Origin of the sequence: Kosakonia sp. YIM B13588 (assembly GCF_042788165.1) — a bacterium.
GTDB classification, from domain to species: Bacteria; Pseudomonadota; Gammaproteobacteria; order Enterobacterales; family Enterobacteriaceae; genus Kosakonia; species Kosakonia sacchari.
Window position 1 is genome coordinate 45,179 of the sequence record NZ_JBHZPO010000016.1, and the last position, 18,390, is coordinate 63,568.

At 52.5% G+C, this 18,390-nt stretch carries 16 protein-coding genes; 6 read left to right on the plus strand and 10 right to left on the minus strand.

The window, feature by feature from the left end:
• Positions 1-30: 30 nt before the first annotated feature.
• From ACFX4U_RS21260 to kduI, 3 genes are all read right to left on the minus strand, one after another.
• Positions 31-1,449, minus strand: coding sequence for a sugar porter family MFS transporter (locus ACFX4U_RS21260; protein WP_200552432.1), 1,419 nt, complete (start codon positions 1,447-1,449; stop codon positions 31-33).
• A gap of 317 nt (positions 1,450-1,766) precedes the next feature.
• On the minus strand, positions 1,767-2,528 hold the full coding sequence (kduD, locus tag ACFX4U_RS21265; protein ID WP_086873579.1) for a 2-dehydro-3-deoxy-D-gluconate 5-dehydrogenase KduD: 762 nt from the start codon (positions 2,526-2,528) through the stop codon (positions 1,767-1,769).
• 60 nt (positions 2,529-2,588) lie between these two features.
• Positions 2,589-3,425, minus strand: a complete 837-nt coding sequence (gene kduI, locus ACFX4U_RS21270) for a 5-dehydro-4-deoxy-D-glucuronate isomerase (RefSeq protein WP_313507414.1) — start codon at positions 3,423-3,425, stop codon at positions 2,589-2,591.
• Between the two features lie 500 nt (positions 3,426-3,925).
• Between kduI and ACFX4U_RS21275 the strand changes: the two genes are divergently transcribed.
• Positions 3,926-5,101 (plus strand): oligogalacturonate lyase family protein, encoded by a 1,176-nt coding sequence (locus ACFX4U_RS21275; RefSeq protein WP_020455076.1) that lies wholly within the window; start codon positions 3,926-3,928, stop codon positions 5,099-5,101.
• 351 nt (positions 5,102-5,452) lie between these two features.
• Here ACFX4U_RS21275 and ACFX4U_RS21280 read toward each other — a convergent pair whose 3' ends face one another.
• The 5 genes from ACFX4U_RS21280 to ACFX4U_RS21300 all read right to left on the minus strand — a co-directional run bounded on the left by ACFX4U_RS21280 (position 5,453) and on the right by ACFX4U_RS21300 (position 10,461).
• The gene (locus ACFX4U_RS21280; protein ID WP_200552429.1) at positions 5,453-6,133 is read right to left on the minus strand and encodes a porin; all 681 of its coding nucleotides are present in this window, start codon (positions 6,131-6,133) and stop codon (positions 5,453-5,455) included.
• A 474-nt stretch (positions 6,134-6,607) separates the two neighbouring features.
• Positions 6,608-7,789, minus strand: coding sequence for an acetyl-CoA C-acetyltransferase (locus ACFX4U_RS21285; protein ID WP_313507413.1), 1,182 nt, complete (start codon positions 7,787-7,789; stop codon positions 6,608-6,610).
• A 157-nt stretch (positions 7,790-7,946) separates the two neighbouring features.
• Positions 7,947-8,759, minus strand: a complete 813-nt coding sequence (locus ACFX4U_RS21290; protein WP_025263848.1) for a MetQ/NlpA family ABC transporter substrate-binding protein — start codon at positions 8,757-8,759, stop codon at positions 7,947-7,949.
• Between the two features lie 18 nt (positions 8,760-8,777).
• Positions 8,778-9,446, minus strand: a complete 669-nt coding sequence (locus ACFX4U_RS21295; RefSeq protein WP_313507412.1) for a methionine ABC transporter permease — start codon at positions 9,444-9,446, stop codon at positions 8,778-8,780.
• Complete coding sequence (locus ACFX4U_RS21300) at positions 9,439-10,461, minus strand: methionine ABC transporter ATP-binding protein (protein WP_017457654.1); 1,023 nt, start codon at positions 10,459-10,461, stop codon at positions 9,439-9,441. The genes ACFX4U_RS21295 and ACFX4U_RS21300 overlap by 8 nt, the downstream gene beginning before the upstream one ends.
• Before the next feature lie 396 nt (positions 10,462-10,857).
• Here ACFX4U_RS21300 and ACFX4U_RS21305 point away from each other — a divergent pair, with 396 nt between their 5' ends.
• Positions 10,858-12,228 carry a cystathionine beta-synthase gene (locus ACFX4U_RS21305; RefSeq protein WP_313507410.1) on the plus strand — a complete coding sequence of 457 codons (1,371 nt, stop codon included), beginning with the start codon at positions 10,858-10,860 and terminating at the stop codon, positions 12,226-12,228.
• Between the two features lie 10 nt (positions 12,229-12,238).
• The gene (locus tag ACFX4U_RS21310; RefSeq protein WP_045512523.1) at positions 12,239-13,381 is read left to right on the plus strand and encodes a PLP-dependent aspartate aminotransferase family protein; all 1,143 of its coding nucleotides are present in this window, start codon (positions 12,239-12,241) and stop codon (positions 13,379-13,381) included.
• Between the two features lie 19 nt (positions 13,382-13,400).
• Here ACFX4U_RS21310 and ACFX4U_RS21315 read toward each other — a convergent pair whose 3' ends face one another.
• On the minus strand, positions 13,401-14,729 hold the full coding sequence (locus ACFX4U_RS21315) for a diguanylate cyclase (RefSeq protein ID WP_380218504.1): 1,329 nt from the start codon (positions 14,727-14,729) through the stop codon (positions 13,401-13,403).
• 24 nt (positions 14,730-14,753) lie between these two features.
• On the opposite strand from ACFX4U_RS21315, the gene ACFX4U_RS21320 reads away from it, so the two are divergent.
• Together ACFX4U_RS21320 and ACFX4U_RS21325 are read left to right on the plus strand one after the other, a co-directional pair.
• A complete protein-coding gene (locus ACFX4U_RS21320) occupies positions 14,754-15,116 on the plus strand; it encodes a hypothetical protein (RefSeq protein WP_305735105.1) in 363 nt (120 codons plus the stop codon).
• Positions 15,117-15,363: 247 nt separating this feature from the next.
• Entirely contained in the window at positions 15,364-15,489 is a 126-nt protein-coding gene (locus tag ACFX4U_RS21325) for a hypothetical protein (protein WP_313507408.1), read from the plus strand.
• Positions 15,490-15,607: 118 nt separating this feature from the next.
• Here ACFX4U_RS21325 and ACFX4U_RS21330 read toward each other — a convergent pair whose 3' ends face one another.
• The gene (locus ACFX4U_RS21330; protein ID WP_313507407.1) at positions 15,608-17,251 is read right to left on the minus strand and encodes an EAL domain-containing protein; all 1,644 of its coding nucleotides are present in this window, start codon (positions 17,249-17,251) and stop codon (positions 15,608-15,610) included.
• A gap of 566 nt (positions 17,252-17,817) precedes the next feature.
• On the opposite strand from ACFX4U_RS21330, the gene ACFX4U_RS21335 reads away from it, so the two are divergent.
• Positions 17,818-18,210 carry a hypothetical protein gene (locus tag ACFX4U_RS21335; protein WP_200552420.1) on the plus strand — a complete coding sequence of 131 codons (393 nt, stop codon included), beginning with the start codon at positions 17,818-17,820 and terminating at the stop codon, positions 18,208-18,210.
• The last annotated feature ends 180 nt before the right edge of the window (positions 18,211-18,390 follow it).

Consider the following 18,390-nt stretch of genomic DNA (forward strand, 5'->3'; position numbering starts at 1 on the left):
CGCCCTCTCCCGCCGGGGAGAGGGATGTTGTTACACGCCGATATTACGCAGTTTTTCACCTGACATCAGACGGCGCTCGATATGTTCCAGCGTGACGTTTTTAGTTTCCGGGATCAGCCAGAAAGTGACGCCAACAAATGCCAGATTCAGCGCGGTATAGAGCCAGAAGGTGCCCGCCGCGCCAATCGCGTCCAGTAAGGTCAGGAAGGTTGCACCGATGATCATGTTCGACACCCAGTTAGTGGTGGTCGAACAGGTGATACCGAAGTCGCGGCATTTCAGCGGCTGGATCTCCGAACACAAGATCCACACCACCGGCGCGGCGCTCATCGCATAACCGGCAATACAGATCATCGTCATCCCAACGGAAAGCCAGGATAACCCGCTCGACGCGGTGCCGTTATCAAATTGCATCAGGCAGTAGCCGAGGATCAAGGTGCCAATTGCCATTACGCTGAAACCAATTTTCAGCGCCGGTTTGCGTCCGGCTTTATCCACGGTAAATACCGCGATAAAGGTGGCAAACATAAAGGTCAGCCCCACTACCAGCGTGGCGATCATCTGCTGTTCAGTGGTGGTAAACCCGGCCATTTTGAAGATGCGCGGCGCGTAATACATGATGATGTTCATGCCGGTAAACTGCTGCATCGCCTGCAATAACATGCCGAGGAAAACGGCGCGACGTACATTGCGGTTCGCTTTAAACAGCTGGAAACCGCCCTGTTTCAATTTCAGGCTTTCGCGGATCTCATTGAGTTCTTCGCGCGCTTTTTCCGAGGTATCACGCAGCATACGCAACACCTCTTCCGCTTCAATATGCCGCCCTTTTTGCGCCAGCCAGCGCGGGCTATTGGGCAGAAAAACCACCAGAACAATCAGCAACACCGCCGGCAACGCCAGCACACCGAGCATCGCCCGCCAGTTGCCGCTGTAGCTAAACGCAGTATCCGACAGGAACGCCAGTACAATGCCCAGCGTGACCATTAACTGATACATGCTGATCATCTTGCCACGCACGTTTTCGCTCGCCATTTCAGAGAGATACAGCGGCGCGGTATACGAAGCAATGCCGACTGCAACCCCGAGCAGCACGCGGGAAAGCAGCAGCACTTCCACGCTGGCGGCAAACGCGGAACCGAGCGAGCCTGCGACAAACAACACCGCGCCCACCATTAAGCTGTATTTGCGCCCAAGGCGGAAAGAGAGCCAGCCATTAAACAGCGCGCCCAGCGCCGCACCCAGCATCATGCTGCTCACCACCCACTCCTGCAAACGGCTGGATAAGGTGAAATGGTCAGTGATAAACGGCAGCGCACCGGAAATCACCCCAATATCGAGACCAAACAACAGCCCGGCGACCGCTGCCGACACCGAGACAAACAGATTCATACGCCGGGTATCACGCAGCGCGCGCGGTAAAGCTACAGAATCAGTACTGATAGAAGCCATGTTTTCCTGCCTGCACAGAATAAGTCGTCTTATGAAAGTAAGTCAGCGGCGAGTCAAAGCGTCAGTGCGTAACTCGCGAAGATATGGATAAATACGCTGTGGCATAGCGTTTTGTGATGGAGTTTACAATTTTGAAAATATAGTTTAAGCACTAAACTAATTTTAACTTATTTATTTTAAAAGATATTTAATCAATAGCCTGCGAATTAAGACAAAAGGATATGGATTTTTCTATTCAGCAGATATGGACAATTAATACGCAGATATAAAAAAACCTGCCCGTGGGCAGGTTTCGTATGCAGGCAATGAGAGGCGAATTAACGCGCCAGCCAGCCGCCGTCAACAGCAATGGTGTAGCCGTTGATGTAATCAGACGCTTTCGATGACAGGAACACGACCGGCCCCATCAGATCGCTCGGCAAACCCCAGCGGCCCGCCGGGATGCGATCGAGGATCTCGGCGCTACGCTGCTCGTCGGCACGCAGTTGCTGAGTGTTGTTGGTCGCCATATAACCCGGCGCGATAGCGTTAACGTTGATGTTGTGTTTCGCCCATTCGTTCGCCAGCAGACGCGTCACGCCCATGACGCCACTTTTTGACGCGGTGTAAGACGGTACGCGGATGCCGCCCTGGAAAGAGAGCATGGACGCGATGTTGATGATCTTGCCGCCGTTACCCTGCGCGATGAAGTGTTTTGCCGCCGCCTGGGACATAAAGAATACGCTCTTAATGTTCAGGTTCATCACGTCGTCCCAGTCTTTCTCGCTGAAGTTGATCGCGTCTTCACGGCGGATCAAACCGGCGTTGTTTACCAGAATGTCGATTTTGCCAAACTCGGCGACCGCGCGCTCCAGCAGCGCCGGAATGCCGTCGATCTGACGCAGATCGGCAGTCAGGCTAAGAAAACGACGGCCCAGCGCGGTCACGCGCTCAATGGTTTCTGTTGGTTCAACAATGTTGATACCGACGATATCGCAGCCCGCTTCCGCCAGGCCCAGCGCCATACCCTGGCCCAGACCGGTGTCGCAACCGCTTACTACCGCAACCTTACCTTGAAGAGAAAATGCATCCAGAATCATGTTTATTCCTTAATCTATCAGCGCCTGTGTTGGACAGGCATGGTTTTATGCTGCCCGCTATTAGCGCAGATCTTTTACAGCGACGTGATCCATGTCATCAAAGACCTGGTTCTCACCCACCATCCCCCAGATGAAGGTATACGCACGCGTACCAACGCCTGAATGGATTGACCAGCTGGGAGAAATGACCGCCTGCTCGTTATGCATCACAATGTGACGCGTTTCCTGCGGCTGCCCCATCATATGGAATACGCAGGCGTCTTCTTCCATATTGAAATAGAAGTACACTTCCATGCGGCGCTCATGGGTATGGCACGGCATAGTGTTCCACAGGTTGCCCGGTGCAAGCTCGGTCAGCCCCATGCTTAACTGGCAGGTTTCCAGCACGTCCGGCACGAAATATTTGTTGATGGTGCGACGGTTGCTGGTCAGCGGATCGCCAAGCGTCACCGGAGCAACATCGGCTGGCGTCACTTTTTTTGTTGGAAAGGTGGTGTGTGCGGGTGCGCAGTTGTAGTAAAACTTGGCCGGTTTCGCGCTATCTATGCTGGCAAAAACCACCTCTTTGGCGCCTTTTCCAACATATAACGCATCGCGATGACCAATTTCATAACACTGACCGTCCACGGTGATGGTGCCCGGGCCGCCGATATTAATCACGCCCAGTTCGCGGCGCTCAAGGAAATAGGTCACACCAAGCTGTTTACCCACTTCGCCGCCAACAGAAACGGTTTTATTCACCGGTTTAATACCGCCGACGATAATGCGATCGATATGGCTGTAAACCATGGTGTATTCGTCATCAGCGAATACTTTTTCGACTAAAAACTCATTGCGCAGGCCCTGGGTATCCAGCGTTTTCGCATGCGCACTGTGGATGCTTTGTCTGACTTCCACAATAACCTCCGAAGTAAATTTTGACCGAAACGTCACTCAACGAAACGCAGAAACAGTGTTCCGTTTCTTCATTACGCGCATCTTATCCCGGCTAAAACATGTTTTCAATCTTGAATAAAACAACGTTTCAATTTTTCTGCCACTTATTATTAAATCTGTAAGTGCGATCACGATTGTTTGGCGTTGACAGCGCCTCATCACCGGTTAGGCTATGAGAATAGTTTTAAATAAAGCATAGCAAACAATAAGTTAAGACCGTCTTTGAGTTTTGACGGCTAATCAGCAATTTTTGTGTTTAAAATCAAAGCTCGCTGCCGCAAACGGTTTTTCACTTCGCATTAATCCGCCCCGCAGACGTTGTTTTCTTATAAAGTGCGTCAGCAATCACACATATTGAAACGACGTTTTGATAAATTGACACTCTATTTTTAAACTTGTAATCATCTGTGGTCATCATTGGGGGCGCAACTTTCCCACCGGACCATCTAAAGGAGTGAAATATGGCGAAAGGCATGCGGGTAAAACTCAATTACGCAATCAGCCGCGATCCGGATACCGGCGCGGAAGTCACCCGCTTAACACCACCGGAAGTGACCTGTCATCGAAACTACTTCTATCAGAAGTGTTTTTTCAACGATGGCAGCCACCTGTTATTTGCCGGTGAATTTGATGGCCACTGGAATTATTACCTGCTGGATATCGCGAAAGCCGAAGCCGTGCAGTTAACAGAAGGCGCGGGTGATAACACCTTTGGCGGTTTCCTCTCGCCGGATGACAGCGCTTTATATTATGTGAAGAACGATCGCACCCTGCGTGAAGTGAATTTGCAAACGCTCGCCGAGCGGGAAATTTATCGCGTACCAGACGAGTGGGTCGGCTATGGCACCTGGGTGGCAAACAGCGATTGCAGCAAACTGGTTGGCATTGAGATCGCCGCCAGCGACTGGACGCCGCTCAATGACTGGAAACTGTTCCACGACTTCTTCCATAAAGGCCCGCACTGCCGTTTGTTGCGCGTGGATCTGCAAAGCGGCGAGAGCAGCGTGATCCATGAAGAGAAGAACTGGCTGGGTCACCCGATTTACCGCCCGTTCGACGATAACACCGTGGCGTTTTGCCACGAAGGCCCGCACGACCTGGTGGATGCGCGGATGTGGCTGGTCAATGAAGACGGCAGCCATGTGCGCAAAGTAAAAGATCACGCCGAAGGTGAAAGCTGCACTCACGAATTCTGGGTGCCGAACGGCTCCGCGCTGGTGTACGTCTCTTACCTGAAAGGCAAACAGGGACGCATGATTTACAGCTTCAACCCGGATACCGGCGTGAACGACGCGGTGATGCCAATGCCAGCGTGTTCTCACTTGATGAGCAACTTTGACGGCACCTTACTGGTCGGCGATGGTTCCGGCACGCCGGTAGATGTGAAAGATACCAGCGGTTACACCATTGATAACGATCCGTATTTGTATGTTTTCGACGTGGCGAAAAAAGCCTATTTCCGCGTAGCGCGCCACGATACCTCCTGGGCAACGGTTGCCAACAGCCGCCAGGTAACGCATCCGCATCCGTCGTTCACACCGGACGACAGTGCGATTCTGTTTAGTTCCGATAAAGACGGCAAACCGGCGCTTTATATCGCGAAACTTCCTGAGCAACGCGTAATGTTGCAAGCATAAACTTTGAGTTAGTGTTTCTGTAACTGGCCTTGCCCTCCTCCTGGGGGGCTTTTTTTTGTGCCGTCCATGTCCGTCCTACTTTGAGCCACAGATGTGTTGGCCGCCTTACTCGCCCCAGTAACTTACTTCAGTCAGCTCATGGACTCGCTGCGTTGCCGCCTTCCTGTGTCGCAAACTATTTAGGGCAGACCTGAGCAAATGCAAAAAGCACTTTTTAAAAGTCCAAAGAAGTAAGTAATGAACCTGCAGCTAAAAGTAAGTGACCGGGGCGAGTATGACGGGCATAAATATAAAAAACCCCGGCCAACGGCTCCGGGGTTTTCGTGAGGGTAACACAGGTATTTCAGACAATCAGAAAGAGTAAGCCACACCGAGGCGGAAACGGGTCTGGCGTTCGTCGGTGCTTTTCACACCTACGTTGCCCACTTCCACATACGGAGACCAGTTTTTATCCAGTTTGTACGCCACTTTGGCGTTATATTCGTTGGAATAGGTTTTGTTGTTTTCACGAATAACATCTTCGGTGCTCTTCGCGTAAACATAGTTCAGCTCAATGCGGTAGTCGCCCATCGCCCAGCCTACCCAAGTATCAAATTTGTTGACCTTGTTATCAACGGTGCTTGAATCCGGGTTACGTGTGTATTCATAACGATAACGGCCTGCAATATAAACGCCGTTATCAAAGCTGTATTGCACGTGAAGATACGGTTTATAGATGGAGTTGGTATCTTTACTTTCGATATTAAAGCCCGGTGTTAACGCAAAATTCTTGGTCGCAGCCCAGCGCCAGTTAATGGACTCTTCGTGGCCGTTACCCACGATTTCCGTTAACGGTTTGTCGGCGTCATCGCCGCCAGACTTCCATTTCGCTTCAACACCGAAACCTACGCCATTGTCGAAGCGATGAGAAACCGCTACGCGATCGGCGTTGGAACCGCTGTCAATGTATTCGTGACGTAAATCCACGGTGACGGCTTGTGAAGCAAAGGAAGCGCCAAGGAGTGAAGCAAGAGCCAGAGTTTTCTTAAACATGAGATTACCTCAATAATTAAAATTATGTTCCATTTTTATGGAATTCTATTTTATTTTTTTGATAACTTTATTTTAGTGATCACGATCGTAAATATTTGTATGGAACGGAACTATGTATAACGGCGTGATGAATATCAATATATTTTCCCTTTACCGGCGAATTAATATGATAAAGATCACACCAATTTTCTATTAACGATTAGCTTACAAAGTTAAATACAAATAAAAAACACAAACTAAAACAGTGATCTACAAAATAAATCAGCAAATAATAAGCATGCTTATCGCTTACATTTCAAATTGTAACGGAGGAAATAATAGTAAATTAGGTTGTTGCAGAAGTGTTTTTAATAACGCGGGATAATTATTATAGCGAGGCATTGAAGTTTTAATTTAATTGAAACGGCGGCTGAGATGTTAGTCACAAACAATAAAGCCTTCCGGGTGGAAGGCTTTATTTAACTTAAAGTGAGATTAATCGCGTTCGATTGCTAACGCCACACCCTGGCCGCCACCGATGCATAAGGTTGCCAGCCCTTTACGAGCCTGACGTTTTTGCATTTCATGCACCAGCGAAACCAGAATACGGCAGCCGGAAGCGCCAATCGGATGGCCCAGCGCTATCGCCCCGCCGTTGACATTCACGCGCTTCTCATCCCATTCGAGGATTTTACCGACCGACAACGCCTGCGCTGCATAAGCTTCGTTCGCTTCAATCAGATCGACATCATCAAGTTGCCAGCCCGCACGCTCAAGGCAGCGCCGCATGGCATAAACCGGCGCAATACCCATTAACGCCGGGTCGACACCGACGCTGGCAAACGCGCGGATGCGCGCCAGCACCGGTAAATTCAGCTCCTGCGCTTTTGCTTCGCTCATTACCAACACCGCCGCCGCACCGTCATTGATCGGCGAGGCGTTACCGGCGGTGACCGAGCCGCTTTGTTCAAAAGCGGGCGCGAGTTTCGCCAGCGCTTCTGCGCTCGGGTCGGTGCGCGGTTGTTCGTCGGTATCAATAACCTGCGTCTGACCTGCTGCATCCACCGCGCTTACCGGCACAATTTCATCGCGAAAACGCCCGGAATCGATAGCGACACGCGCTTTGTGCTGCGAGCTTAACGCCCATTCATCCTGACGCTCGCGGCTGATGCCATATTCACGCGCCAGGTTTTCCGCCGTTACGCCCATATGGTAATCATTGAAGGCATCCCACAGCCCGTCATGCACCAGGCTATCGATGAGCTGGCTGTTGCCGAGCTGCGCACCGGTGCGGCTGTCGGTCAGCACATGCGGCGCACGGCTCATATTCTCCTGACCACCGGCAATCACCACATCGGCTTCCCCACACTGAATCGCCTGCGAAGCCAGGTGCAGGGCTTTCAGCCCGGAGCCGCAGACATCATTAATGGTGATTGCTGAAACCGTATTCGGCAGGCCGCCTTTGATCGCCGACTGCCGCGCAGGGTTTTGCCCGACGCCTGCTGTCAGCACCTGGCCTAAAATCACTTCGTCGATATCTTGTGGCTGCACGCCGCTACGCTCAATCAATGCGCGCACCACCTGGCTGCCCAACTCGACGGCAGAGAGGCGTGACAACGCGCCCTGAAAACAGCCGATAGGCGTGCGAACCGCGCCGACTATCACGACATCTTTCATCTCTACCCCCGCAGTTGTTCAACCCGGCAATAGTAGTGCATTGTTAACAAGTATTAACTCGATTGTTTAAAATTGGTGAGATTAGTCACAGCGAAAGTCACAGGCGGGAAATCAGCAGCAAGTTGCGCGGCCAGCAAGGCCGCGCAGAAGGGGAAAATCAGTTGTTAACCGGGATCACCGCACCTTTATATTTGGTGCGGATCCAGTCCTGAATCTCTTTGGAGTGCAGCACGTTCACCAGCGCCACGATATCTTTTTTCTTCTCGTCGCCACGGTGCACGGTGATGATGTTGGCATACGGGTTGTTTTCACCGCTTTCTACCGCGATCGGATCGTGAACCGGATCCAGACCGGCATCAATCGCATAGTTGGCGTTGATCACCACCGCATCGCCTTCATCGTTGTTGTACATTTGCGGCAGCAGTGCTGCTTCGACGTTCGGCAGGAACTGCAGTTTTTTCGGGTTATCAACGATGTCATCGATACGCGCCGTCACTTTGTCGATGCCCGGTTTCAGCTTGATGACGCCCTCTTTTTCGAAAATAGAGAGAATGCGCCCCTCTTCAGACACCGCGTCACGCATGATGATTTTGCCGCCCTGCGGCAGATCTTTCAGCGATTTATATTTTTTGGAGTAAATACCAATCGGCTCAATATGAATGGCGCCTGCGCTGACGAAATCATAGGTTTTGTCGCCCGCGTGGTCTTTGATAACGCTATTCAGATACGGAATGTGCTGGAAGTAGTTCGCATCCAGTTCACGGCTGGCCAGCGCCGTGTTCGGCAGGATGTAGTCCTGGAACGGTTTAATTTCCAGATCAATTCCCTGTTTCGCCAGAATCGGTTTCGCCTGCTCCAGGATTTCGGCGTGTGGCACGTTTGACGCGCCCACGGTCAGCGTATCCGCCCAGGAGGAGAAGCTCAACACGCTGAGGGTGGCTGCGGCAATCAGTGTCAGTGTTTTTTTCATGATGTTGGTTTCCAATAATTATCGTTTATCTAACAGAGAAGTAATCACGTCGCCGCAGAACTGGATAATGAAGACGATGATAAGAATGGTCACCGTCGCCACCAGCGTGACGTCGTTATGGTTCCGCTGGAATCCTTCCAGATAAGCAAGATTGCCCAACCCGCCAGCGCCGATAACGCCGGCCATGGCGCTGTAGCTCACCAGCGCAATCAGCGTCACGGTAATGCCGGACACCAGCGCTGGTGATGATTCGGGCAGTAACACCCGAAATACCAGTGTGCTCAACCGCGCGCCCATCGAGCGCGTCGCCTCAATCACCCCTTTATCCACTTCGCGCAGCGCAATCTCGACCAGACGCGCATAAAACGGCGCGGCACCGACGATAAGCGCAGGCAGCGCGGCGTTCGCGCCAAGAATGGTGCCAACGAGGGTTTTGGTAAACGGGATCAGCAGCACAATCAAAATGATGAACGGAATAGAACGGAAGACGTTCACCACAATCGAAATCACGCTGTACAACGTACGGTTCTGGAACAGGCCGCCGCGCGCGGTGAGAAACAGCGCCAGACCGAGCACAATCCCCAGCACAAAGGTCGCCGCGCCCGACAGCACTGTCATATACAGTGTCTCTTGCGTCGCCGCCCAGAGTTGCGCCCATTTCAAGTGCGGAAAGAGGGAGTCAGCCATGTGTCACGACCTCGCTTTCAATATCCGTCTTGCTCAGATCCGCCAGGATATTGTTCAGTTGTTCCGGGGTCGCCTTCACGTTCACCCATAATTGTCCAAATACGCCGTGTGCGGTTTGCGACATCTTGCCGTGCAAAATGTTAAACGGCAGACCATAGCGCAACGTCAGTTCGCCGACGATCGGCTGGTGCGTGCTGTGGCCGGTAAAGGTCAATTTAATAACCGTACCGTCCAGCTCGCTGTTCAGCTCCGGGTTGAACGCCTCTTCTTCTTTATACTGGCTTACCTGGCGCACAAACTGTTTGGTGATCGGTTGCTGCGGATGGGTAAAGACGCTCAGCACATCGCCCTCTTCCACCACTTTGCCGTTCTCCATCACCGCCACGCGGTCGCAAATCTTGCGCACCACATGCATTTCATGGGTGATCAGCACAATGGTCAGTTTGAAACGGCGGTTAATATCGAGCAGCAAATCGAGGATCTGATCGGTGGTTTGCGGATCCAGCGCCGAGGTGGCTTCATCGCACAGCAGCACATCCGGGTTATTCGCCAGCGCGCGGGCAATGCCAACACGCTGTTTCTGCCCGCCGCTCAGCTGCGACGGGTAAGCCTTTTCGCGCCCTTTCAGCCCCACCAGCTCAATCAGTTCCGCCACGCGGGCATTAATCTGCGCTTTTGGCGCACCGGCAATTTGCATCGAAAACGCAATGTTTTCGCTCACCGTGCGCGACCACAATAAATTGAAGTGCTGAAAGACCATGCTGATCTTCAGCCGCGCCTGGCGCAACGTTTCCCCGCGCGCGGCGGCAATGTCCTGCCCATTAATCACAACGCTGCCGGAGGTGGGTTTTTCCAGACCGTTCAGCAAGCGAATCAGCGTACTTTTCCCGGCGCCGCTGTAGCCGATAATGCCGTAAATCTGCCCCTGCTCAACCGTCAGATTGACGCTGTCGACGGCGGTAATCGATGCCTTTCCCTGGTCGAAAATCTTGGAGATATTCCTGAGGACGATCATGCGTTGGTGTTTCCGTATGGCAGTTTAGCGGTATGGATGTCCAGACGATAATAATCAGCCGCAGTTATAATTCAAATAACCAAATGGACATTACTTATAACTAAACACGCTAACAGCGGTGGAACAGGGGTTTTGACGATAAGACTTTATTTCGCATTACATTGCCGGAAATTGCATAACTGCGACGAACCTGAAGGGGAAAAGTGCCTGAAATCAGCGCAAAAAGCCGCTTTTCTGGCGATCAATCCATCCAGACGACTGCATGGCTCGCCATCCTGACGGCTAAACAGCGCTTTATATTTCCATTCGTTCTAAACGCCGAATAAAGGTTCTTTAAACAGGCAAAATGACAGACCTATCATCCGCACATCACGAATGTTTACGGGTGAATCTACAATGTCAGTCTTCCATTCAGTAACCGAATTGATCGGTCAAACACCGCTGTTGCAGTTACATAAACTGGCGAGCGGGCCATGCGAATTATTTCTCAAACTGGAAAACCAGAACCCTGGCGGTTCGATTAAAGACCGGGTCGCGCTGTCGATGATTAACGAAGCCGAACGTCTCGGTTTGCTCGCACCCGGCGGGACGATTATTGAAGCCACCGCCGGTAACACCGGGCTGGGATTGGCGCTGATCGCTGCGCAAAAGGGCTATTCACTGGTGCTGGTGGTGCCGGACAAAATGAGTCGCGAGAAGATTTTCCACCTGCGCGCACTGGGTGCAAAAGTGGTACTCACCCGTTCAGACGTGAACAAAGGCCACCCGGCTTACTATCAGGATTACGCGCGCCGCCTGGCGCAAGAGACGCCGGGCGCGTTTTACATCGACCAGTTCAATAACGACGCTAACCCGTTGGCGCATGCATCGACGACCGCGCCCGAACTCTTTGAACAACTGGACGGCAAAATCGACGCCATCGTCGTAGGCGTGGGCTCCGGCGGCACGCTTGGCGGGCTGCAAGCCTGGTTTGCTGAACACTCGCCGCACACCGAATTTGTGCTGGCCGATCCGGCCGGTTCGATCCTCGCCGATCAGGTTGAGCATGGCCGTTACAGCACGCCCGGCTCCTGGCTGGTTGAAGGCATCGGTGAAGATTTTATTCCACCGCTGGCGCATATCGACGGCGTGCGCAAAGCCTTCCGCATTACCGATCGCGAAGCCTTCGCCACCGCCAGAGAATTGCTGCAACAGGAAGGAATTTTAGCGGGATCGTCCACCGGAACGCTGCTCAGCGCGGCCCTGCGTTACTGCCAGGCGCAAACCACGCCAAAACGCGTGGTGACGTTCGCCTGCGATAGCGGCAACAAATATCTGTCGAAGATGTTTAACGATGACTGGATGCGCCAGCAAGGTTTGCTCACGCGCCCTTCTAACGGTGACCTTACGGATTTTATCGCCCTGCGCCACGACGAAGGGGCCACCGTCACCGCCGCACCAGAGGATAGCCTCGCCGCCGTGCTGGCGCGCATGCGTCTGTACGATATTTCGCAACTGCCGGTGCTGGAAAACGGCCAGGTAGTGGGCATTGTCGACGAATGGGATCTGATAAGCCACGTGCGCGGCGACAGTACACGTTTCGCGTTGCCGGTAAAAGCGGCGATGACCCGCAACGTGGAAATCCTCGATAAACACGCCCCGGAAAGCGCGCTGTACGCCATTTTCGATCGCGGCCTGGTGGCGGTGATCGCCGACAACGGCCGCTTTATTGGCCTGATAACCCGCAGCGATGTACTGACCACCTGGCGCAACCGTCTTGAACAATAAGGAAAATAAAATGAAAACACTGGCAACGCAGAGCGTCCACAGCGGCGCATTCAACGACCAACACGGCGCGGTGATGCCGCCGATTTACGCCACCTCCACCTTCGCGCAGCCTGCGCCGGGGCAACACACCGGCTACGAATATTCGCGCAGCGGCAACCCGACGCGCCACGCGCTGGAAACGGCGATTGCCGAACTGGAAGGCGGTACGCGCGGTTACGCGTTTGCTTCCGGGCTCGCCAGCATCTCCACGGTGCTGGAACTGCTGGATAAAGACAGCCATCTGGTGGCGATTGATGACGTTTACGGCGGCACCTACCGCCTGATTGAAAATGTGCGTCGCCGCAGCGCTGGATTACAAGTGAGCTGGGTGAAACCGGACGATCTCGCTGGCCTCGAAGCCGCTATTCGCCCCGACACACGAATGATCTGGGTAGAAACGCCAACCAACCCGCTGCTGAAGCTGGCGGATCTGGCGGCGATTGCCGCTATCGCCAAACGTCACAATATTCTCAGCGTGGCGGATAACACTTTCGCGTCGCCGGTTATCCACCGCCCGCTGGAGTTAGGGTTTGATATTGTGGTGCATTCGGCCACGAAATACCTGAACGGGCACTCCGATGTGGTTGCCGGTTTGGCCGTGGTCGGTGATAACCCGGCGCTGGCCGAAAAACTCGGTTATCTGCAAAACGCCGTCGGCGGGGTTCTCGATCCGTTCAGCAGTTTCCTCACGTTGCGTGGCATTCGCACCCTTTCCCTGCGCGTGGAGCGCCACAGCAGCAACGCGCTGGCCCTCGCCCGCTGGCTGGAACAGCAACCGCAGGTCGAGAAAGTGTGGTTCCCGTGGCTGGAATCGCACCCGCATTATCAGCTGGCGCGCAGGCAGATGGCGCTGCCGGGCGGCATGATTTCAGTGGTCATCAAAGGCGATGACGCGCGGGCGACAGAGATTATCAATAAGCTGAAACTGTTTACGCTGGCGGAAAGCCTCGGCGGTGTGGAGAGTCTGGTGAGTCAGCCGTTTAGCATGACTCACGCGTCAATTCCGCTTGAACAGCGCCTGGCGAATGGCATCACACCGCAGTTGATCCGCCTGTCGGTGGGTATTGAAGATGAACAGGATCTGATTGCTGACTGGAAAAACGCGCTGGCGTAATCACCTGAACCGGGAGCCATCAGGCTCCCTGCGACGTTAACGGGCTGTCCCACGCTGATACCACCTGGTTGCGGCCCTGTTTTTTCGCGGCATACAGCGCCGTATCGGCCCGGTGAATAAGACCACTGGCAATCATATGCAGCGGTTTACCTTCAAAGTGCACTTGCCCGGCCTGCCATGTCGCCACGCCGATGCTGATGGTCAAAAAACCGGTCGGGCTGGCCGCATGCGGCACGCTAAGCGCGTTGATATTACTACGCACATCTTCGGCGACATTCATCGCCTGCATCAGGTTCGTCCCCGGCAGAATAATCAGAAACTCTTCGCCACCGTAACGGCTGACGTTATCGCCGCTGCGCAGGGGGGACGCGGTGAGCGTGCGGGCAACCAGGCGCAGGCAATCGTCCCCGGCCTGATGTCCCTGGGAATCGTTGTAGTTTTTAAAATAATCGATATCCGCCAGACACACCGACAGCGGAAAATTATCCTGCAAGGCGCGGGAGATCTCGCTCAGCAGGCACTCATCCATATAGCGCCGGTTAAACAACCCGGTCAGGTGATCGTGTTGCGCGTACTGTTGTAATATTTTATTCGCGCTGGCGAGCTTGTGCTCCGCCTGGCGACGTTCAGTGATATCGACCCACGTGACCGACAACCCCACCACCATCTCCATGGCGTCATGTACCGGTACCGCCTGAATATCGTAACAGCGATCGCGCCAGCCCAACTCACGAGACGGCAGCGCCTCGCCCTTATCTGCCAGCGCGAAATCCGTCAGGAAAAAGGGCCAGTAATCAGGCATTAAGCGCTGAAAGTGATCCTCTGTTTCCAGCGCCTCACCCAGCAATTTCGCCATCGCCTTGTTGGACATCACCAGACGCCCGTGGCGGTCAATCATGCACAGCGCTACCGGCGTGGTTTCGTAAATGGTCTCCAGTTGCAGCACCCGTTCGCCCAGGTTGGAGATGTTGCGATCGATACCGCGATAACCGCGCAACTCGCCCTGCTCATCAAACAGCGGGATGCCGCTGGTTTCCAGCACCACAATGCTGCCATCAGCGCGTTGATTACGGTTGACCAGGCCAGAAAACGCACGCTTCTCCGCCACAATGGCACCAAACGCGCCCGCCACACGTTCCGCTTCGCCCGGCGGCATAAAATCAAAAGGGGTTTTGCCAATCACCTTGTCGGGCGGTACGCCGAGTAATTCCGTTACCACGTCGGAAGACCACGTATAGCGTCCCTGCGCGTCGACTTCCCACACCCAGTCAGAATTGTTGTGCAGCAATTCGAAGAGATGTTTTGCATCTTCTTCCCGGTGATCCAGCCGTTTTTTTTCATTATTCATGGTTTCTGTTCCGCATGGCCCGCTATGCGCGCAACAACTTGCCTGGTCAGCGTGGTGAAGGCAAGAAATATTCACCACAAAAATACATCTATCTGTTTTGCTAAACTGCGCGCTAAGCCAATGAAAGTGAATAAGATTAACACGCATTTTGGGAGGTTTTTCACCCACATCCCTGTTTCAGAGAACCGGTTTTGCGCCTGCTTACCCTGTCTTTTATCACCAGAAGTAATGATAGCCACACTGTACACGATTTCGTCAGGCTTTTTCATGTGGCTGATTGTTTTATCTCGCGGCAATGTGGCCAAAACTCGCGATTTATTTATCATCACCTTAATGACAATAAAAAATTATAGAGCGCGTCTATTTAAAGGAATTAATTTACCTTAAGGTAAATTACTCATGGATTTTTTAAATTTTCCGGTTAATATATTTTCTCTTCGCCGATTATTGTCATTGATATGTCTCACTCAAGGCAATAACTATATATAAAAACGAATTAATTAATATTATCTATAAAATAAAAATAACGTTACCGCATTAATTTCGGCGGTACAGTCACAACACGTTTCTCATCACGTACGCCGCGCCGCAAGGCCTGGTACGGGTTTGTTATCAGCGCAGGGTAATAAAAACAATGAACAGCGATAGCAGCACAAATAAAACCACCAGCACCAACCCGGCGCGTCAGGCGCACCGTCAGATGTCGTGGGGGATGTTATTCTTTTGCTTGTTTCTGCTGGTATTGAAGTTTTTTAGCTGAATTGGCGGGATGAATAATTAAAAATAAAATAATCCCCCGATAACGGGGGATATATTCCGGCTCGCCACTCCTTGCAGGCCTGGGCCACTGCTGCTACCTTGCAAACTCACTTCTTTTATTATTGCGCTGCATGTCGGCTTTGTAACCACCCGGCCAACGCCGAGGCATTTAACGCCCGCGAATAGAGATATCCCTGGGCGATATCGCACTGCAAATCCCGCAACTGATTACGCTGCTGTTCGGTTTCCACTCCTTCGGCTACCACCGTCTGGTGCAGGCTTTGACCGATTTTCACCACCGTGGTGGCAATGGCTTTCATTTTGCTGCCTTCGCTGAGATCGCGCATAAAACTTTGATCGATTTTCAGCTCAGTCATTGGCAGGTGCGCCAGGCGCGACAGGCAGGAGAAGCCGGTGCCGAAATCATCCATCGACAGGCCAACGCCCAGCTCGCGTACGGCGCAAATCACTTCCATCGTTTCCGGGCGCTTATCCATCATCACCCCTTCGGTGATCTCAATGGTCAGGCTGCTGGCCGGGATCCGGTACTGCCGCAACAGATAATTGATATAGTGCGGCAGGCTGCTGTTATAGAAGTTAATCGGTGAAAGATTTACCGACACCACCGGCACGTGAATGCCGTTGCTGCGCCACTCCGCCATCTGGCGGCAAGCTTCATGGAGCGTCCAGCGGCCAATGGCCTCAATCTCGCCGGTCTCCTCGGCCAGAGCGATAAATTTTCCGGGGGGAATATCGCCAAGAACCGGATCCGTCCAGCGCGCCAGCGCTTCAACCCCATAAAGCTCGCCATTCTTCAGCCATATTTGCGGTTGATAGTGCAAATGCAGCAGGTTACTGGCAATGGCGAGCTTTAACGCCGCCGCCAGTTTTAACCGTTCCTGATCGACCTGGTTCATCTCCGGGCTGAAAAATAGATAACCGCCGGAGGCCGCCGCTTTCGCCAGGTGCGAGGCGTGGTTGGCATGTTTAAGCAGGCCATCGCGTGAGACACCGTGATCCGGGTAGACACTGATGCCGGTACTGACCGTCACATTCAGCGCCAGATCGGCGACATTGAACGGCATACGGAACAGCGCCTGGATTTTCTGCGCAATACTGGTGGCTCGCGTGTAATCACAGTCCGGAATCACCAGCACAAAGGCGTCGCTATCGGCGTGGCTGACAAAGCCTTGACGCGAAAACTCGCTCAGCAGACGTTGCGCAATCGCCACCAGCACGTTGTCCCCGGCGGCGTAACCAAGCGCATCGTTCACATCTTTGAAATGGTCGAGATCGAGAAAGAAAAACGCGGCACGCTGGTGAATATCACCTGCGATCATCTGATCAATATAGTGATGCAACGCGCTGCGATTGGGCAGCCCGGTTAAACGATCAAACGTGGAAAGCTTAGTCACGCGCTCCTGATCGATATGCACCACAACGCGGCAAGGCGCGCGGCCGCCTCTTGCGCCTTCATAACTGATGGTCGCCGCCAGCGAGGTTTCTTCCCCGGTAGAGGAGATCACCGTCAGCGCGCGTTCACTTTCCATTTCGCCGGGCAACATATCCAGCGCGCCAAATAACGGAATGGTCGAGGCCTTACAGCCCAGCACTGAAATACGTGGGTAGCCCCATAATTTCTCTGCCGCGCGATTAAAGAAAAACACGGTTTCCGTACTGTCCAGCAGTACGACAGCATCGTGAACATTTTCGAGTGCGGCAAGCATATTCTCAGAGCCGAAAATATCATTTTCAGAATGCATAATCTTTTTTCTTAAAGAAGAGTTCGGCAACATCCTAATTGAAAGTAATAACAGGTTCAATATCATCCAACCGGAATATTATGCAGCCACATCATTTATAGAAAACCTAAATAAATAAACATTTATTTATCGTTAAAGAAACCTCAGCAGATGCCGATTAATTAAAAACGATCAAAAAACGAAGAATTGTGGAGTAATTATGGAGATTTTAATTATACGTGCTCATTAATAAAAATAATGACGTAACGCACAGTGATAATATTTACCTCTTTTCCCTCGCCATCCCGCGTGTTTAGCGGCCCTAACGCAACACACAGCAATAAATAAACGCTGCATTCATAGATGCATTTAATAAATGGCTGGCTATTTATCGATAACGTCACTTGACCTTAACTGACCGCCACCGACAGTATATAAGGAAATTCTCATTTAAAGCGGAATGCGGAAATTAATATTAAGACACACCGTCCGCTTTAACGCGAAACCCTGTTCGCGAATAAAAGAGAAAACAACAACCACGTGCTTATATTAGCGCATATTCAACACATCGGAGTCAGGCAAATACTATGTATGATGATTTAGGTTCTTTGGCTGAAAAACTGAAGATGTCCGGTGTTTCTTTCCAGGAAATGAGTGATGAAGATGGTGCAACAATGCAAGCAGTAACCACAACAGCAGCCACATCCGGGGTCAATGACGACATACAGGGCGCCGCGCTTGCGGCAACACCGGCGAGCCACAAAGAAGCCAACCAGGCCAGCGCACCGGCAGGCGTTCCGGCTAACACCCTTTCCTGGCCTAAAAATAAACCGGTACCGGTGCCCGCCCCTGACGCGTTTAGCACACCGGCTAACGGTATCCTGGAGAGCGTGGCCGCCCTTCACCGCCCGGCGGATGTAGACGTTCGCGAGCGCAATCCAGTCCGGCTGGATATGTTATTTTCCGTCATTGGCAAATAATACCGCTCTGCCATGTGAGATCTTCACCTGGTAATAATAACGCACGATTTTTCATGGCCTGCGGCCCGGTAAACAGTAGCGATTTTTAACTGGCCGGATAAATCTGTCTCGTCATGAATTTTAACTGGTAACCGGCAGACAATGTCGTACCGGTATGCCTTTATTCTTTTCTGTGCAAGA